Source organism: Arthrobacter psychrolactophilus (assembly GCF_003219795.1).
In the GTDB taxonomy this organism is placed as follows: Bacteria; Actinomycetota; Actinomycetes; order Actinomycetales; family Micrococcaceae; genus Specibacter; species Specibacter psychrolactophilus.
The window spans coordinates 42,224-59,725 of sequence record NZ_QJVC01000007.1 but is presented as its reverse complement, the minus strand read 5'-3'; the positions used below and the strand labels follow the sequence as shown (position 1 = coordinate 59,725).

Genomic DNA, 17,502 nt, shown 5'->3' with positions numbered 1-17,502 from the left:
GGTCGTGCTCCTCCTCTGGCGCTGCCGGTTGCACACGAACCGGGTTCACGGCGGTTCCCCCCACTGTGAACGTATCAACAGTAGTCTAATGAAAGCGGCTGTTAAACGCGGTAGCACGGCCGCAGTCACGCGAGGACGTCCCGAATGGCAAAAATTCGGGAAGAAAAGGGGCTACACATCATGGTGCAATCATTCCGCTCCCCCGGGCACGGGGAGCTGGCTCGCATTGGCGTCGCTGTCTGCCACGGATTCACCGGTTCGCCCGTCAGCATGCAGAGCTGGAGCGAGTCCCTGGCCGAGGCAGGATTCGCCGTGAACATGCCACTTCTGGCCGGCCACGGAACGTCCTGGCAGGATCTGGCCAAGACGCCCTGGGAGGACTGGTACCGCGACTTTGAGGCCGCGTATCTAGAGCTGGCCGCCCGTTGCGACTCGGTCTACGTCGTCGGCATGTCTATGGGCGGGGCACTGTCGCTGCGGGTCGCGGCCCTCCATCCTGTCGCCGGAGTCGCCGTCGTCAATCCCGGGCTCACCTTCGGTGATCCCAAGGCCAAGTACGCCGGGCTACTGAAGTACGTCCTCAAAAGCGTTCCGGCCATTGGCAATGACATGAAGCTTCAGGGCGTGAGCGAGGGCGCCTACACCCGGACCCCTGTTGCGGCGGTGCATCAGCTATCCCAACTCTTTAGCAACACGATTGAGCTGCTTCCTCGTGTGACGGCCCCAACCCTGGTCTTTCGCTCCACGGTGGATCATGTGGTGCCCGATTCCAGCATCGAGGTACTCAAGGAACGGATAGGCTCCTCCGAGCTTCGCATCGTGCCGCTGGAAAACAGCTACCATGTAGCCACGATGGACAACGACGCGCCCTTGATCTTTTCCCAGTCGGCCGACTTCTTCCGAAGGACCCTTTAATGCAATCTGATCCCGGAGCGGGTTCGCCACAGACCGGCGGAAATGACGAGGAGATCTGGCTCGACCTTGTCGCCAGGCTGGAGGACGTGGAGGATTCCTTCATGTCCGAGCCGGGCTTGGTGGCTCCTCCCGAGACGAGTCGGTCTGAGCCCAAGCGCGTGCAAGATTTTGACCCGCTCGGCGTCTGGGCTGCTCAGCCTGCCGCGGACGACGGCGACACCTCCACCAGTGGGCCCCGAGACTATGCGGTGGAGGACTCCGCTGACGACTTTGTTCCCGAGGAGCCGCCCGTGCTGCGGAACACGGAGCCGGCCATCTTGCTCTCGTGGATTGGGGCCGCGGGAGGCCCGTTATTCCTGGTCTTTGCCTCGATCTTCTGGCGTCAGGCGCCCATGATCTTAGTCATCGGCGTCATCATGGCATTCCTCGGGGGCGCCGGTTACCTGCTGTTCCGCCTGCCCGACCACCGTGATGACAGCAAGGGTGACGGCGCGGTCGTCTAGCTGCTAGCCAGAGCGCCGCTAGCGGCGGGCGCGGGAGAGATCTGCCGCGCCGATGAGTCCAGCGGCCGCGCCTAGCTGAGCCTCTTCAATGGCCGCTTCCTTGCGATATCCACGTCCGGTCAGATTCCGGGAGTAGGCCCGACGCGCGGGCTCGAGCAATAGCTCGCCGGCGGCGCTCAGGCCGCCGCCAATGACAAAGAGCGCCGGATCCAGCGCGGCGGCCAGATTGGCCATGCCGAGGCCCAGCCAGTCCCCCACCTCAGCGATGAGCTCCTTGCTCGTGGCCTCGCCCTGCAAGGCCAGATCTGTCACGACGGTGCCGGTGATCTCTTCGGCACGTCCGTCGACCGCGGCCAGCAGTGCTGCCGCCATGGGTGATTGTTTTCCAGCCAATTCGCGAGCCTCGCGGCCGAGCGCATTGCCGGAGGCGTACTGTTCCCAGCAACCGCGGTTTCCGCATTCGCAACGATGACCGCCGGGCATGATGATTTGGTGGCCAAATTCTCCGGCCATGCCAAAGGCGCCGCGTTCCACCTTGCCGTCGAGAACCAGGGCACCTCCGATGCCGGTGCCCAGCGTCAGCATGATCATGCGAGAGTGACCCTGGCCGGCCCCGAAGCGCGCTTCGGCCCACGCGGCCGCGTCGGCGTCGTTAGTTACTAGGACGGGGCGGTGCAGCATGGCCTCGAGCGTGTCGCGCAAGGGTTCGTCGCGCCAGGCGAGGTGGGGGCTAAAGACGACCCGGGCGCCGTCGAGGTCCATCCATCCTGCGGCACCGATACCCACGGATTCAATGGCGTGCCGGGAGCCCAACTCGGCGACGAGGTCGACGATGACCTGCTCCACGGCACGAGCATCGCGACCCGGCGTGACACGCCTGAGTTCTTCCACGATGACGCCGTGGCCATCGACCACACCAGCGGCGACCTTTGTCCCACCGATGTCGATCCCCAGGGCCAGCGGCACAGCGTCGGCGGCGTGGGAGCGTGCGGCGGAGATGGATTCGGAGCTAAAGGCAGGCATTGAACGATTCTACCCAGCACTGCTTCGCGGCATGCGCGCCCCGCTCCCGCGATGATGACTGGCCACCGAAATGGAAAGTATGAGCTCGATCACATAATGTTACTGGTAAGTAATATAGTTCGCCGCGCCAAACACGCGTTTCGCGGATAGAGTGAAGCAACACGATCGCAGAGCCACATATCAAAGGAGCTATTGTGCAAGAGATTTCCGTCCCGGCCAAGGTCGTCAGTCCCCCGACCATGAATACGACCGAGTTTGTGCTGCGCCAAGCCAAACTAGCCGCCAATCCCGCACTATTCTCCAAACGCAACGCTGACAACGTCTGGATAGATGTCTCGGCGAAGGAATTCCTTGCCGACGTCAGTGCGATCGCCAAGGGCCTGATTGCCTCGGGTATCAACGTTGGCGACTGTGTCGGGATTATGGCGCGCACCCGATATGAATGGTCACTCGTTGACTTCTCCATCTGGTTTGCCGGCGCCGTCTCCGTGCCGATTTATGAAACCTCGTCCCCGTCGCAGGTGGCATGGAATCTTGGCGACTCCGGGGCCGTGGCCGTGTTTGCCGAAACGGGAAGCCACGAAAACATCATTCGTCAGGCCGCACACAACGAGGGCCTGACCGCTTTGCAGCACGTCTGGCAGCTCGAGGGCGACGGTCTGGATGTTTTGCGTGAGGCCGGAGCGGATGTCAGCGACGAAACCCTGGAAGCGGCACGCACCGCCAACGGGCTCGCCGACGTGGCAACCATCATCTACACCTCCGGCACCACGGGCCGCCCCAAGGGCTGCATGCTCACGCACTCTAACTTTGTCGAGCTCAGCGAGAACGCCTTGGCCGTACTAGGTCAGAGCGTGGTTCCGCCTGGCTCACAGACCATCATGTTCCTGCCCCTGGCACACGTCTTTGCCCGCTACATCTCGGTCCTGGCCGTGGCCGGTGGCGCCAAGGTTGGCCACACCCCGGATATCAAGAACTTGCTCAACGATCTGCAAAGCTTCAAGCCATCGTTTATCTTGGCCGTGCCGCGCGTCTTTGAAAAGGTCTACAACTCGGCTTCGCTCAAGGCCGAGGGCGAGGGAAAAGGCAAGATCTTTGGCCTGGCCGCTCATACCGCGATCGATTATGCCCGTGCCGCGCAGGCGGGCAAGGTTGGCATCGTTCTCAAGGCCAAGCACGCCTTGTTCGACAAGCTCGTCTACAGCAAGCTCCGCGCCGCCATGGGTGGCAATGTCCGCCATGCCGTCTCCGGTGGTGGCCCGCTCGGCGAGCGTCTGGGCTACTTCTTCCAGGGCATCGGCCTGCAGATCCTCGAAGGCTACGGCCTCACGGAAACCACGGCCCCCATCACCGTCAACCGACCCGAGCGCATCAAGATTGGCACCGTCGGTGCGCCTCTGCCCGGCAACGCGGTGAAAATTGCTGACGACGGAGAGATCCTCACCCAGGGCGTCTGCGTCATGAAGGGGTACTTCGGCCGAGACGATCTGACGGCCGAGACCTTCATTGATGGCTGGTTCCGCACGGGTGACATTGGCGAGCTCGATGAGCAAGGCTTCCTGAAGATCACCGGACGCAAGAAGGAAATCATCGTCACCTCGGGTGGCAAGAATGTGGTTCCGGCCCTGCTTGAGGACCAGATCCGCGCCGATGCCATCGTCTCGCAGTGTGTTGTCATTGGTGAGCAGCGGCCCTTCATCGCCGCGATCGTCACCCTCGATGAGGAGGCGCTGCCGCAGTGGGGCAAGGCGCACGGCCTGAGCAGCGTCATCACAGTAGCCCAGGCAGCTAAGGATCCGATCGTGGTGGCCGCCGTGCAGAAGGCCGTTGACCGCGCGAACGGCACTGTCTCTGCCGCCGAGGCCATCAAGCAGTTCCGTATCGTCGACACCGACTTCACGGAGAACTCCGGCCACCTGACCCCGTCCATGAAGGTCAAGCGCGGCCAGGTCTTGCAGGATTTCAACACCGTGGTGGAAGAGATTTACCTGAGCAAGAAGCCGTCCTAAGCCCTGATCGGCTTAAGCAAAAGGGCCTCGGCGGTTCCGACCAGATCTGGTCGGAACCGCCGAGGCCCTTTGTGTCTCTGGCTAGCCGATGACGAGCAGCAGGTCCCCGCCTTGCACCTGGGCTACCCCAGAGACGGCCAGACGAGAGACCGTGCCGCCGACCGGCGTCGTAATGGAGGCTTCCATCTTCATGGCCTCAATCGTGGCGATCGTGGCGCCCGCCTCGACGACGTCGCCGACGGCCACCTTGACGCTGACAGCGCCGGCGAAGGGTGCCGCCACCTGACCCGGCACGGTTTCATCGGCCTTCTCGGCGGCCTTGACGGTGCTTTCGATGCTGCGATCGCGCACCGTGATGGGGCGGTTCTGGCCGTTGAGCTTGCACACCACCGTGCGCATGCCCTTTTCGTCGGCCTCGGAGATGGTCTCGAGCACGGCGATCAGGCGCACGCCCTTGCCCAGGTCAATCGTATGTTCCACGCCACGGCGCAGACCGAAGAGGTAGTCACGCGTATCCAGCACCGAGACATCGCCGAAGTCCTTGCGGATGGCCTCGAAGTCCTTCGTGGGGCCAGCGAAGAGCAGACGGTTCAGGGCCGCGCGTCGCGTGGGGCTGTCGCCAGTGAGTTCGGCGCTGTCCTGCTCGCTCAAGGTACCCATGCGTTCCACCACGGTACGTCCCTGAAGCGCCTTCGTGCGGAAGGGCTCGGGCCAGCCGCCGGGAGGAGTTCCCAGCTCGCCACCGAGGAAGCCGATGACGGAGTCCGGGATGTCGTAGTTCTGCGGGTTCGCCTCGAAGTCGGCCGGGTCGGCCTTGATGCCCACCAGGTGCAGGGCCAGATCGCCCACCACCTTGGACGACGGCGTGACCTTGACCAGGTGCCCTAGGATGCGGTCCGCAGCCGTGTACATGTCCTCGATTTCCTCGAAGCGCTCCCCCAGACCTAGGGCGATCGCCTGCTGGCGCAGATTGGACAGCTGACCTCCCGGGATCTCGTGGAGGTACACGCGGCCCGTGGGTGCGGCCAGGCCCGATTCAAACGGGGCGTAGAGGCGACGAATTGCTTCCCAGTAGGGTTCCAGCGAGCTGACGGCCGCCAGATCGATGCCGGTGTCACGCTCGGTGTGCGCCAACGCGGCGACCAGGGCCGAGGCTGAGGGCTGGCTTGTGGTGCCGGCCAAGGCAGCCGAGGCGACGTCGACGGCGTCGACCCCGGCATTGATGGCCGCCATCAACGTGGCGAGCTGGCCGCCTGCCGTGTCGTGGGTGTGCAGGTGGACCGGAAGCTCAAAGCGCTCACGCAAGGCCGTGACAAGCTTGGCTGCGGCCGCCGGGCGGAGCACCCCTGCCATGTCCTTGATGGCCAGGATGTGCGCTCCGGCGTCAACAATGCGCTGCGCCAGTTCCAGGTAGTAGTCCAGCGTGTAGATGGTTTCGGCGGGATCCAGCAGATCGCCCGTGTAGCAGAGTGCCACCTCGGCCACCGCGGTGCCCGTGGCCCGGACGGCCTTGATAGCCGGTTCCATCTGAGCAACATCGTTGAGCGCGTCAAAGATGCGGAAGATGTCGATGCCACTCGCGGCAGCTTCCTGGACAAAGGTGTCGGTCACTTCGGCCGGGTACGGCGTGTACCCCACCGTGTTGCGCCCACGCAGCAGCATCTGCAGGCAGACGTTGGGCAGGGCCTCACGGAGTTTAGTCAGACGCTGCCACGGGTCTTCACCCAGGAAGCGCAGGGAGACGTCGTACGTGGCGCCGCCCCAGGCCTCAACGGAGAGGAGCTGCGGCGTCAGCACCGATACTGCGGGTCCGGCGGCGAGCAGGTCCCTTGTGCGCACCCGGGTCGCCAGAAGCGACTGGTGCGCGTCACGGAAGGTGGTGTCGGTGACAGCGACGGCGGTCTGTGCGCGCAGGGCTGCAGCGAAACCTTCCGGTCCAAGCTCGGCGAGCAGCTGGCGCGATCCCGCAGGCGCCGTGGCCACATCGACGGCCGGGAGTTTGCTGGCAGGATCGGCCAACACCGAGAGCTCGCCGTGGGGCTTGTTGACGGTCGTGTCGGCGAGCCAGCTCAGCAGCTTCGTACCACGGTCCGAGGACACCTGGGCGTTGAGCAGTTCGGGACGTTCGTCGATGAAGGACGTGGCCACGTCTCCGGCATTGAACGCCGGATCTGCCAAGACGGCCTGCAGGAAGGAAATGTTGGTGGAGACGCCTCGGATACGGAACTCGGCCAGGGCACGACGTGCGCGGGCAACGGCTGTCTTGTAGTCGCGTCCACGGCAGGTGAGCTTGACCAGCATGGAGTCAAAGTGCGGGCTGATCTGGGCACCGGCGTAAATGGTTCCGCCGTCGAGCCGGACACCGGCACCACCTGCGGAACGGTACGTCGTGATCTCGCCAACGTCAGGACGGAAGCCGTTAGCCGGATCTTCCGTGGTGATGCGGCACTGCAGCGCGGCGCCCTTGACCTGAACGGTGTCCTGACTCAGGCCGAGATCGGCCAGGGTCTCACCGGCGGCAATGCGCATCTGCGCCTGCACGAGGTCCACGTCGGTGATTTCTTCGGTCACGGTGTGCTCAACCTGGATGCGCGGGTTCATCTCGATGAACACATGCTGTCCGGCACGCTCACCCACCGTGTCAACGAGGAACTCAACGGTTCCAGCGTTGACGTACCCCATTGCCTTGGCGAACTTCACGGCGTCGGAGTGCAGCGCCTTACGGATGCCCTCGTCTAGGTTCGGGGCCGGGGCGATCTCAACAACTTTTTGGTGGCGGCGCTGCAGCGAGCAGTCCCGCTCAAAGAGGTGGATGACGTTGCCTTCGTTATCGGCAAGGATCTGGACCTCAATGTGACGGGGGCGCAGCACGGCCTGCTCGAGGAACATGGTGGGGTCCCCGAAGGCAGCATCGGCTTCACGCATGGCGGACCTGAGGGCTTCTTCCAGGTCCTCAGCCTTCTCCACGCGGCGCATGCCACGGCCACCACCACCGGCAACGGCCTTGGCGAAGATGGGGTACCCAATCTTTGCTGCAGCGCCGAGCAGGTAGTCCAAATCAGCGCTGGGCTCGCTGGACTCCAGAACCGGGATCCCAGCCTCGCGGGCAGCGTTGATGGCGTGAACCTTATTACCTGTCAGCTCCAACACTTCAGCGGGCGGGCCAACAAAGGTAATTCCAGCGTCCCGAGCCGCAGCGGCCAGGTCCGGGTTTTCAGAGAGAAAGCCATAGCCGGGGTAGATGGCATCCGCGCCGGCTTCTTTGGCGACGCGGATAACCTCTGCCACGTCCAGGTAGGCACGAACAGGGTGGCCCTCTTCACCGATCAGGTAGGCCTCGTCGGCCTTCTGGCGGTGGATAGACGTCCGGTCCTCATACGGGTAGACGGCCACGGTCTTGGCGCCGAGCTCGTAGCTGGCACGGAATGCCCGGATCGCGATTTCACCGCGGTTGGCAACCAGAATTTTCGAAAACATCTCACTCCTGTGTGAACATTGGTGGCGAAACGCGTGCCCCACACTTGGCAGGTACGCGCCTCACCCGTGAGGGCTGCGGCGCTGGCCCGGGAGGCCAGAAACGTGCCGCACTAAAAACCGCCCAGTAGAAATTTGCTGTAGTTCTGTGACACAAAGTGGTGCCAGTGTGACCCCTGGAACTATTTCACAGCAAATCGTGTGGTGCACATCACTCACGGTGGCGTAACAATACGGCATGGATCACTCATCCCTCCGACCACCCTCGCGGACGGCGGCTGCAGCACAACCTCCGACGCCAGCACGCCACCTTTTTGCGGGCTCCCCTTTAATCGTTCCAGAGGTGTGAGTCTCGTAACGATTTTGATCCAGATGGATCGATTTTCGCACCTCGTGCCTCGAAAGCTCCCCCAAAGAAGCAAATCCCAGTGTGCGCCACATATGATGAAGGTGGGGCTGCGCAGCAACCCCACCGCGCCGATCAGAAAAGTCGGCCACCATCAGGTTGTTTGCGCTCTGGCGATCCGGCAAATTCTCAGCGTTGTTTGTCAAGGGGTTCTCCACATCGCGAACGTTCCACAGCTATTGTATGTGTTGTAGCTAACAGCAAACGGCGCATGATTGAGTAAGCAACGCAAAGGGTAATGGTTCATCCGTGCAAGTAGTGAGTATCAGCAGCCTCAAGGGCGGCGTCGGCAAGACCTCAGTCACGCTCGGCCTAGCCTCAGCGGCTTTGGCAGCCGGCATCCCCACCTTGGTGATCGATCTCGATCCCCACGCGGATGCCACGACCGGTTTGGGCGTCAATGCCCGCGACCAGCTCGATATCGGCCAGATGATCAAGAACGCTCGCAAGGCAGATCTGGGTGCCAATGTTGTTCCCAGTGGCTGGCTTGCCGCTCACCAGCACGACGGCGGGACCACGCCAACGCTCGACGTCGCCATGGGCTCTGCCTTCAGTGGGATTTACGACCGCCCCGACTTGGGCAAGCGCGATCTTCGTCGCCTCTCAACCGTGCTGGCCAATGCCGACCGTGATGGTCGTGCCCCGTATCAGCTGGTTCTCATCGATTGCCCACCATCGCTCAATGGTTTGACGCGCATGGCCTGGACCGCCAGCAGCCGCGTGTTGCTGGTTGCTGAACCCGGGCTCTTCTCGGTAGCTGGCACGCAGCGCACGCTTCGGGCCATCGAACTGTTCCGCACCGAATTTGCCCCGGCACTGGTTCCGGCGGGCATTGTGGCCAACCGCGTCCGTACCGGTTCCAATGAGCACGCTTACCGTTTGGGCGAGATGAAGACCATGTTTGGTGATTTGCTACTCTCCCCTACGATTCCAGAGCAGGCTAACTGGCAGCAGATTCAGGGTGCCGCGCATCCCGTGCATCAGTGGCCCGGAGACTCGGCCAAGAACGCCTCGGCACTCTTTGATCGGCTTCTGGATTCCGTCCTGACGCAGAGCGCAACGAGAAGCCGCCTCTACCGCGGCTAGACGCAGGGCGTCGGGGAGCGATCTGGGGCATTCCGCCCTGAGTGCTGCGCAAGGTACCGCGCCGGAATGTACCCCGTTGGAAGGTACCGGATTGGGTGAAGAGTTAGCTTAAGAGATCTTGCGTGCTACGCGGCGCTGGCTGAGCTCATCGTCAGGGAAGGCCTCAAGGGCGGCATGTTCGCTGGGCAGGGCAGCAAGGCTACCTTCTACCTCGCGCCAGACACGCCCAACGGCAATGCCGAAGACACCCTGTCCACCCTGAACGAGGTCAATGACCTCATCGGCCGAGGTGCACTCGTACACTGAGGCGCCGTCGCTCATCAAGGTGATCTGCGCCAAATCTTCCACGCCACGTTCCCGCAGGTGCTCCACGGCGGAACGAATCTGCTGCAGGGAGACGCCAGTATCGAGAAGTCGCTTGACGACCTTCAAGACCAGGATGTCGCGAAAACCATAGAGTCGCTGTGAGCCGGAGCCGGCTGCGCCGCGAACGGCAGGCTCGACGAGTCCCGTGCGCGCCCAGTAGTCGAGCTGACGGTAGGTGATTCCGGCGGCCTTGCAAGCCGTAGGGCCACGGTAACCGGCATTGAGGTCAAGGACGGGCAGGTCCTCTGTGAACAGCAGACCCTGCGAACCTGCGCGCAGTGCAGCACTGGAGGCAGCGACCATCGTCGGCTCGCCGGCATCACTCTTAGCACTCACGTGGATCCTCCTGTTCACAGTCCCCCTGCAACGGTTGGCCAGTAGGCGTCGGAAAGAGCGCAATGCACTTCTGAGGGAGCGCCGCTGGGGGCGCTTAACTCAAGTGTGCCCGCGCCAGCCGAAGCCTGCAATGGGGAACTCTCTACTTTGACGTTAGATCCCAGTCGGGGCAAGGTCAAAGACGTGCGCACAACATTTTCATCGTGTCGAAAGTTTCAGGCTCAGCTTTAAGGTTAGGTTAGGGCAAAAATCCGCGTGATTTCGCGGTTTACTTGTCAAAATCCTCGGGCTCGACGTCATTGAGAAATTCTCTAAATTGACGAACCTCACGTTCCTTCGCCTCGTCATCATCAGCGACCACGTCGGTGGATTCATGCGCCTCGTCACCGCCAATCACCACGCCGGCCTCCTCGATGAGGGATTCCGCGGCCAGAATGCGGCAGGGGGCGCGTTGGGCAATCGCAATCGCGTCCGAGGCCCTGGCCCCAATCGTGATCCCATTCTCGAAGTGCAGTTCGGCAAAAAACACGCCGTCTTCCACCTTGGTCAGGGCAACGTGGCGAATGCTGTGCCCCAGGGCCCGAACGACTCCGCACAGCAGGTCATGAGTCAGCGGGCGGGGCGGTACAACGCCTTGTTCGGCGAGGGCGATCGCCGTGGCCTCTGCCGCCCCAATCCAAATCGGGATGTGCCGTTCCCCTGCCTTTTCACGCAATAAGACCAGGGGTTGGTTTGAGGGCAGCTCGATTCGTACGCCCACAATCTCAACCTCAATCATCAGGATTCCATCTCCGCAATGCGCGTCTGCACGAGGGCGCTGTGCAGGCTCAGGCACAATTCGGCAATCTCACGGGCCGACTCTGCGGCACGCATCGCAGCCGTGCTGTCTTTTCTGGCCGACACCGGGCCAACAGCTCGTTCGACCAGACCGAATTCCCGATCCGCGGCAGCCTGAAAGGGCCGCAGATGCCGGGGCTCGAGTCCGTGGGCCGCCAATGCGGTACAGGCCTGGGCAACCTTTAAGGCATGATCGTCAAAACTGCCCTCGTGTGAGGCGATCAAGCCGTAGCTGATCATGGTGTCAAAGAGTTCCGCTCCGCAGCCAGATTCCGAACGTAGCTGTTCGGCAGTCAAGCGGCGTGTTCGGCCCTTGAGCTCACGGAGCACCTCGTCGGAGACCATCCGTGGGGCGATCGAGACCCCGGAGGGCAGATTCTGCGGCGTCAGTCCCTGATCAATGGCATCTAGGTATTCCCGAATGACTTTCAGGGGAAGGTAGTGGTCGCGCTGGAGCGCCAGCACAAACCGCAGGCGTTCGACGTCGGACTCCCGGAACTGGCGATATCCCGCGGCCGTGCGCTGCGGGGTAATGAGTCCCTTTTCTTCATAAAAACGAATCTTCGATGCCGTCACCGAGGGGAAGTCGGCGGTCAGTTGCGCCAGAACCTCACCGATGTTCAGGACAGCGGTGGCACCGGTTCGCCGGCTGGTGGACTGCACGTCCACCAGCCGGCGCCCCGCACCAGTCGTCACACTTGCCACAGCGCCCTAGGAATCTGCGGCGCTGGTGTTGGAGCTGAAGTAGTAGGTGAGGCGGAACTTGCCTATCTGTACTTCATTGCCGGTTCGCAGACGCACAGCGTCCACGCGATCGCCATTTACATAGGTGCCATTGAGGCTTCCTGCGTCAATTGCCTCAAATCCGCCGTCAATCTTGTTGAAGTTCACGTGGCGGCGCGAAACCGTCACGTCATCGAGGAAGATATCCGCGTCGGGGTGACGGCCGGCCGTGGTGACCTGACTGTCCAGCAGGAAGCGTGCCCCTGCGTTGGGCCCAACATGCGCGATGAGCAGTGCCGAACCGGCCGGAAGCGAGTTCACAGCGGCCTGCTCGTCGGGCGCCAGAACCGGCACCGTGGAAGGTCCGGTCTGGACGGGAGGAAGCTGAATTGAGGTTGTATCTGTCGCACCGGGCTGATCTTGGGAGATCGCCTGATCATTCACCCCGGCGCCGTTACCCGCGTCAACCATTGGTACTCCTCCTTGTTGAAAAATTCTTGCAGAGAAAGCGGTCGCTTTCTCAGTTACTAACAACGTATAAGCCGATACTGAAAATCATCTGGAAGGGAGAGCTGCTGCCGTATTACTCAACGGAATACCTTGAGTCGATCCCTGCCACATAATTCTTAGCTACTAGCCTACCTTTTCTTGGTACGCAGCTGCGCTGAGCAGGCTCTCCACACTGGAGGCATCGGCGAGCGTGATTTCGACCAACCAGCCGGCGCCGTACGGATCGGAGTTGATCAAGGACGGATCCGAGTCGAGGTTTTCATTGCGGGCCGTGACGGTTCCCGTCAAGGGAGCGTAAATATCGCTGACGCTCTTCGTGGATTCCACCTCGCCAATGACCGTATCTGCGGACACTTCGGTGCCCAAGTCCGGAACCTGAACATAGACAACGTCGCCGAGTGCATCCTGGGCAAAATCGGTGATACCAACCCGCACCACGCCCTCAGTCGAAGCGGCCTGAACCCATTCGTGTTCGGCGGTGTAGGACAGCTCTGCTGGAATATTGCTCATGATGCGCACCTTTCGGGATTCTTCGCGTGAGAGCGCGAGGAAAAAGTGAAGTCTAAAGTGAAACTAAAACACATTTGGCCGTGGATTTCTCCTTCGATCCACAACCAGTCTTTAGTGTGTGGACGTTCTTGACAAGTCGAAGGTACTTTCTAGCATTTTTATACGAAATGACGCAGCCTGTTGGCGGCAATTCTGAGATGATTCATCCATGACTGATTCCGCAGCCCCCACCCCGATTCCCGACACCGGCGATTCTAAGCCCCCGAGCGACACCCTCGGCAAAAAGAAACTGCCGGTGTGGCTTTTCCGCACGATTCTTGGCGCGATCATTGCCGTGATCCTCGTCGTTGGCTACTTGATCGCCTCCGTCACGGTTCCCCTCTACTGGGCCAAGTCGATCGGCAGCCAAATTGGGGACCAATGGGGCAATAGCATTCCCTTGGGCATGTTTTACGGTTTCGTCTTCTCCTTCATCCCCGTTCTAGTGGCCTGGCAGGCACACCATCGCAAGCTCAACAAGTGGGTGCGAATCTCCCTGGTGGTCTTGGGCATCATCCTCACGATCCCTAACCTGCTCACGCTCGGCGTACTGTTCGGGACCACTCAAACGGCGGTCAACGCCCGAGCCATCTGGGCCAATAGTGCCAATTGGTTTGGAACCTGGAGCAAAATCTTCATGGTCGTCGGCGTGGTGTGCGCCGTCGTCGTCATTATCCTGAGCCGCATGTGGCTTCGTCGGGGACGCAAGATCCGGGCCATCAAATCCGCCGAAAAGCTCGTCCGCGACAATGAAAACGCCAAGCTTCGGGCCGCTAGGAAGGCAGCCAAGGACCAGCCTGTTCCCACGTCCGACGGCGGGTTCCCGGCTTCGGCACCTTCCCCCACCGACACCCCCGAGGCCTAGGCGCAACATATGTCCTCGTCCGTGCCGTCTCCTACTGGGTCAGTTGTTCTCGTCGGTGTTCACTCGGGCCAGCTACCCGCCGTCGTGCTTGAGGCCGCCAAGCTGGCTGCCGCCTTGGACTGCCCGCTAGTCTGCGCCTACGCAAATCCGGCGCGCTTTGCTGTTCAGGAGTTGGACGACGGCACGGTCATTGCCGAGGCGCTCGACCCCGACTATATGGATCAACAGTCCTTGAGTGGACAGGCCGAGGAATTCCCCGAGCAACTGGCTGGCGAATTAGCAGAGGCGCTGCAGCTGTGTCGCGTCCCGTGGCGGAGCGTGCTGTTGGCGGGAGATCCCGCCCGCGCCTTGGCCCACTGCGCCGAGACCGTGGGTGCCAGCATGATTGTGGTGGGCACGCACGCAGACACACGGACTCCGCTGCGGGAGATCCTGCGGCTTTCCGTAGCGGCGCACCTGACCCGGCTGGCGAGCTGCCCGATCCTCGTGGTGCCCGTGCACCGCGACGGCACTGACAAAGGACGGCAGTGAAGCCCCCACTGATCCAATCCTTGATCTTGGTCGGCCTTGGCGGATCCTTCGGTGCTGCCGCACGGGAGGGACTCGTTCTGGCGATTCCGAACGACGGCGGCGTCCCCTGGGCCATTCTCCTGGCCAACATCGTAGGTGCCTTGATTCTGGGGCTGTTGCTCTCGACGCTGACGCGGCATGCGAGTCATGACCTGTCTCCTGCGCCACCTCGTCGAGGCGCCATTTTGCCACGCCGAAGGAGCCTGCAACTGCTGCTGGGCACCGGATTTTGTGGCGGTTTCACCACCTACAGCACCCTGGCCGTGGGATTCGTGAGCTTGTCGGGGACCGCATCACAGGGCCCAAGCGTGGCCGTTGCTTATGGCCTGGGCACCGTGGTCCTCGGCGGCGTGGCCACCTGGCTCGGCATGGCGTGGGGTAGCCGATCATGACACCCTGGGTTTTTATCGCCCTCGCAGTGACTGGCGGGATGGGCGCCGTCGGTCGTTTTCTCGTCGACGGCGCGATCGGCCGCCGTTTTCAAACGACCTTCCCCTGGGCCACCTTCAGTATCAATGTCTCCGGTTCTTTCGCGTTGGGGCTCCTCACCGCTCTTGCTGCGGGGCATCTGGTGAGCACCGAGTGGGCGCTCATCCTCGGCACAGGTTTCCTCGGCGGGTATACGACTTTCAGCACCAATAGCTACGAGACCCTTCGCCTCCTGAACGAAAAGCGCTACGTCGCCTCACTGGCCAATGCTCTGGGCACGCTGTTGGCAAGTGTGGCCGCAGCCGCTCTGGGTTTCTGGCTAGGTACCGTTATTTCCTGAGCCGGCTTATGACGAGGCGGTGAGTGCCGTCGCCAGTTCGGTACGATTCGCAATTCCGAGCCGCACGAAGATGTTCCCCATGTGGGTATCGACCGTGCGAACCGAAAGCTGCAGCTTCAGCGCGATGGCCTTATTCGACATGCCAGCTCCGGCCAGGGCAGCAATTTCGCGCTGCCGCTGCGTCAGGGTGGCAAGCTGCACAGGTGCCGGCAACCAAATTCCGACAGCGACAAGGCCGGCACCGCCGGCAGCGATCATGCCCGCGTCGCCCGCGATCAACGCCGCGGCGTGGCGCAGCATCGCTTGCGGAATCAGTCCCTCAATATCTTCGGCGGCGAGCTCAAGGGCGGGAAGCAGCTCGGCCCGCTCCCCCGGTTCGGCACACACGATGAGTAGATGCCGCACGTACAGCACACCGAGCGCGTGACCTTCCCGGGTGGCCCAGAGGAGGTAGGCGTCAAGGAAGTCGGCGAGCTGCGGGTCTCCCACAGCGTAACGCGCGAGCAGGATGCGGTATCTACTGTCGACCTCGATGCTGCGATTCATGACGGGTGCCACGCTGAGATAGTGTTCGACGGCGGCGCAAGCCAGTGCACGCTCCCCACACATGGCATAAGCGTGCGCCAGGCCCGCCCACGCCATGGCCTCGAGGCCGGTCGGGGCCATGAGCCCTAGGCGTGAAAGTCCGCCACGGAGCTGTTCTACCGCCTGCACCCAATCGCCAAAGATCAGGTAGATGTAGCCTTCACCGATTTGGTAGAGCCCCGAATGATGCCGCTGACCACCAGCGCCATCAAGGTCCGGCACGGTGAGCGCCATGGCCGGTTGGCCGGCCCAGACGGCCGCCCAGAATCTCGCCGCGACCAAGTCCGTGCGAGCAAAGGGATACCGCGCATGATCCGGACCAATGAGTGCCAGTTGTGTTTCGGCCACCGCCAGAGCGCTCTGGGCCTTTCCTGTTTGCCCTAGGGCATAGATGTACGACGGCGACAAGGTAATGTTCGCGGGTAGATCCGCTGCCGCGACTTGGGCGGCCCAGCCCGCCAATACTTCCGCGTGTCGCCCGCCGTGGCCAATTCGAGCCAGCTGGTCGATCGCCAATTCGGTCGCGGCATTTCCGGAAGGATCCAGGGTTTTGGCCGCGGCGGCTAACCCTTCGAGCGCACCATCTAGGTCTCGATAGTGGAGCTCTTGAATGTCTGCCCGGATCCTGGCAGCGTGCACCACGATGTCTTCCGCACGCTCCGGAGCTGCCGTGACCGTAACCTTGGAATCCTGACTTTCTTCCAGCAGGATCAGTAGTGAGTCAAGGTCGGCTTCGGCACTTTCGGACCATCCGGCGTCGCGATTAGACCGTGCACGCAGCAGGAGCGCCTCGATCTCCTGCTCCGCAGGAAGGTGTGGGTGTTCCAAGGCCAGCGTTGCGAGGGTCACGGCGCGTCCCGGTTGCGTGAGCTCCTCGGCGGCTGTGCCTGCGGCGATGAGCGTGGACACCCCGGGCATGACGTCACATTCCAATGCCCAATCAACCCAGCGCAAGAGTTCCTGCGGGCCGTGTTCTGGGCCCGGCTCGGGCATGAAGTCAAAGAGTTCACGTTTCCGCCGCGGGTACAGCAGAGAGCGCAACGTTTCTGCATAGAGGGGGTGGGCAATACTGACCGTAGCGGCGCCGTTGCCGTCTGTGACGAGGATGAGTCCGCGTTCGACGAGAAACTTCAGGTCGTCGTCGTTCGCTTTTGACGTCAGGATCCGAAGCGGCACCATTTCGGCCAGGGCCAGTAGGTCCATGACATCGCGAGCCGGGCCACCTAATGTCTTCAAATCCGTCGCGAGAAGGTCGACGAGACGACGATTTGCGCGGAGGGGCGCAACCCAGATCCAGGCATGCTCGGCATAAACCACATCCCCTGTTTCCACGATTGAATACAGCAGTTCTCGCACGTGGAGCGGATTTCCGGCCGTGGTCAACCAGAGTCGATACGCCATGTCATTCGACGCGGGGTCGGGCAGGACGGCGCGCAGGATCAGGCGCACACTGTCATAGCTCAGGGGAACAAGATCGCTCCGGTCAAGATGACCGCTACGCCACAGGGCATCGAGGGCACTGGGCAGTCCAGGATCTTCCCGGCAGGTTGCCACGAGTCGGATCTGTCCCGCCTCCACCAGGCTACGAAACACAGCTGCGCTAAATACATCGAGTAGGTGAATATCATCCAGCGCAAGGATGGGCGCCAGTGCGACTTCTGCAGATACTTCCGGATCGCCGGACGTGCTCGACGTGCTCAACAGTAGCTGGCCCAGGATTTGGGTGGCAACCATATCGACAGAGACGGAGCTGGGAATGGGAACACCAAGCCACTGCTCGATATAACTCGCCGAGGAGTCGCGTTCCAACGGGGCGGGGAGGCGCATAGCGCGCTGACCTATGGCATCAATCTTGGTTAACACCGCGGCCATGACGGTCGATTTCCCGAGGCCCGGGGCTCCCATCACGATGACGCCACCACTGCCAGCAACGAGACGTTGCATCAAGAGTTCAATGTCTGCTTCTCTGCCGACGA

General features: G+C 62.1%; 16 protein-coding genes. 8 read left to right on the top strand and 8 right to left on the bottom strand.

The genetic code is table 11. The features are described from left to right. The first annotated feature begins 144 nt into the window (after positions 1-144). Positions 145-915 (top strand): alpha/beta hydrolase, encoded by a 771-nt coding sequence (locus tag CVS30_RS09570; RefSeq protein ID WP_245934531.1) that lies wholly within the window; start codon positions 145-147, stop codon positions 913-915. Next, positions 915-1,418, top strand: a complete 504-nt coding sequence (locus CVS30_RS09565) for a hypothetical protein (RefSeq protein WP_110485108.1) — start codon at positions 915-917, stop codon at positions 1,416-1,418. Before CVS30_RS09570 ends, CVS30_RS09565 begins: the two co-directional genes overlap by 1 nt. A gap of 18 nt (positions 1,419-1,436) precedes the next feature. Here CVS30_RS09565 and CVS30_RS09560 read toward each other — a convergent pair whose 3' ends face one another. Beyond that, a complete protein-coding gene (locus tag CVS30_RS09560) occupies positions 1,437-2,441 on the bottom strand; it encodes an ROK family glucokinase (protein ID WP_110485107.1) in 1,005 nt (334 codons plus the stop codon). A 194-nt stretch (positions 2,442-2,635) separates the two neighbouring features. Here CVS30_RS09560 and CVS30_RS09555 point away from each other — a divergent pair, with 194 nt between their 5' ends. After that, entirely contained in the window at positions 2,636-4,450 is a 1,815-nt protein-coding gene (locus CVS30_RS09555; protein WP_110485106.1) for an AMP-dependent synthetase/ligase, read from the top strand. A gap of 81 nt (positions 4,451-4,531) precedes the next feature. On the opposite strand, the gene CVS30_RS09550 is transcribed toward CVS30_RS09555, so the two are convergent. Continuing rightward, positions 4,532-7,927, bottom strand: coding sequence for a pyruvate carboxylase (locus CVS30_RS09550; RefSeq protein WP_110485105.1), 3,396 nt, complete (start codon positions 7,925-7,927; stop codon positions 4,532-4,534). Between the two features lie 652 nt (positions 7,928-8,579). Here CVS30_RS09550 and CVS30_RS09545 point away from each other — a divergent pair. Continuing rightward, positions 8,580-9,416: a ParA family protein gene (locus CVS30_RS09545; RefSeq protein ID WP_110485104.1), complete on the top strand. Its 837-nt coding sequence runs from the start codon at positions 8,580-8,582 to the stop codon at positions 9,414-9,416. 108 nt (positions 9,417-9,524) lie between these two features. Here CVS30_RS09545 and CVS30_RS09540 read toward each other — a convergent pair whose 3' ends face one another. The 5 genes from CVS30_RS09540 to gcvH all read right to left on the bottom strand — a co-directional run bounded on the left by CVS30_RS09540 (position 9,525) and on the right by gcvH (position 12,698). Beyond that, the gene (locus CVS30_RS09540) at positions 9,525-10,118 is read right to left on the bottom strand and encodes a MerR family transcriptional regulator (protein ID WP_110485103.1); all 594 of its coding nucleotides are present in this window, start codon (positions 10,116-10,118) and stop codon (positions 9,525-9,527) included. A gap of 268 nt (positions 10,119-10,386) precedes the next feature. After that, on the bottom strand, positions 10,387-10,896 hold the full coding sequence (locus tag CVS30_RS09535; RefSeq protein WP_110485102.1) for a bifunctional nuclease family protein: 510 nt from the start codon (positions 10,894-10,896) through the stop codon (positions 10,387-10,389). Next, complete coding sequence (ftsR, locus tag CVS30_RS09530) at positions 10,896-11,618, bottom strand: transcriptional regulator FtsR (RefSeq protein WP_110485160.1); 723 nt, start codon at positions 11,616-11,618, stop codon at positions 10,896-10,898. Before ftsR ends, CVS30_RS09535 begins: the two co-directional genes overlap by 1 nt. A gap of 48 nt (positions 11,619-11,666) precedes the next feature. Continuing rightward, positions 11,667-12,149 carry an FHA domain-containing protein gene (locus CVS30_RS09525; protein ID WP_110485101.1) on the bottom strand — a complete coding sequence of 161 codons (483 nt, stop codon included), beginning with the start codon at positions 12,147-12,149 and terminating at the stop codon, positions 11,667-11,669. A 162-nt stretch (positions 12,150-12,311) separates the two neighbouring features. Continuing rightward, positions 12,312-12,698: a glycine cleavage system protein GcvH gene (gene gcvH / locus CVS30_RS09520; RefSeq protein WP_110485159.1), complete on the bottom strand. Its 387-nt coding sequence runs from the start codon at positions 12,696-12,698 to the stop codon at positions 12,312-12,314. Between the two features lie 208 nt (positions 12,699-12,906). Here gcvH and CVS30_RS09515 point away from each other — a divergent pair, with 208 nt between their 5' ends. The 4 genes from CVS30_RS09515 to crcB are packed head-to-tail and all read left to right on the top strand — an operon-like array spanning position 12,907 to position 14,941. Continuing rightward, positions 12,907-13,602 carry a TMEM175 family protein gene (locus CVS30_RS09515; RefSeq protein WP_110485100.1) on the top strand — a complete coding sequence of 232 codons (696 nt, stop codon included), beginning with the start codon at positions 12,907-12,909 and terminating at the stop codon, positions 13,600-13,602. A 9-nt stretch (positions 13,603-13,611) separates the two neighbouring features. Then, a complete protein-coding gene (locus CVS30_RS09510) occupies positions 13,612-14,133 on the top strand; it encodes a universal stress protein (RefSeq protein ID WP_110485099.1) in 522 nt (173 codons plus the stop codon). Next, positions 14,130-14,564, top strand: a complete 435-nt coding sequence (locus CVS30_RS09505; protein WP_181419762.1) for a fluoride efflux transporter FluC — start codon at positions 14,130-14,132, stop codon at positions 14,562-14,564. The genes CVS30_RS09510 and CVS30_RS09505 overlap by 4 nt, the downstream gene beginning before the upstream one ends. Continuing rightward, on the top strand, positions 14,561-14,941 hold the full coding sequence (crcB, locus tag CVS30_RS09500) for a fluoride efflux transporter CrcB (protein WP_110485098.1): 381 nt from the start codon (positions 14,561-14,563) through the stop codon (positions 14,939-14,941). Before CVS30_RS09505 ends, crcB begins: the two co-directional genes overlap by 4 nt. Before the next feature lie 6 nt (positions 14,942-14,947). Here the strand turns inward: crcB and CVS30_RS09495 are convergent, their stop codons facing one another. After that, on the bottom strand, positions 14,948-17,470 hold the full coding sequence (locus CVS30_RS09495; protein ID WP_245934537.1) for a helix-turn-helix transcriptional regulator: 2,523 nt from the start codon (positions 17,468-17,470) through the stop codon (positions 14,948-14,950). Between the last annotated feature and the right edge of the window lie 32 nt (positions 17,471-17,502).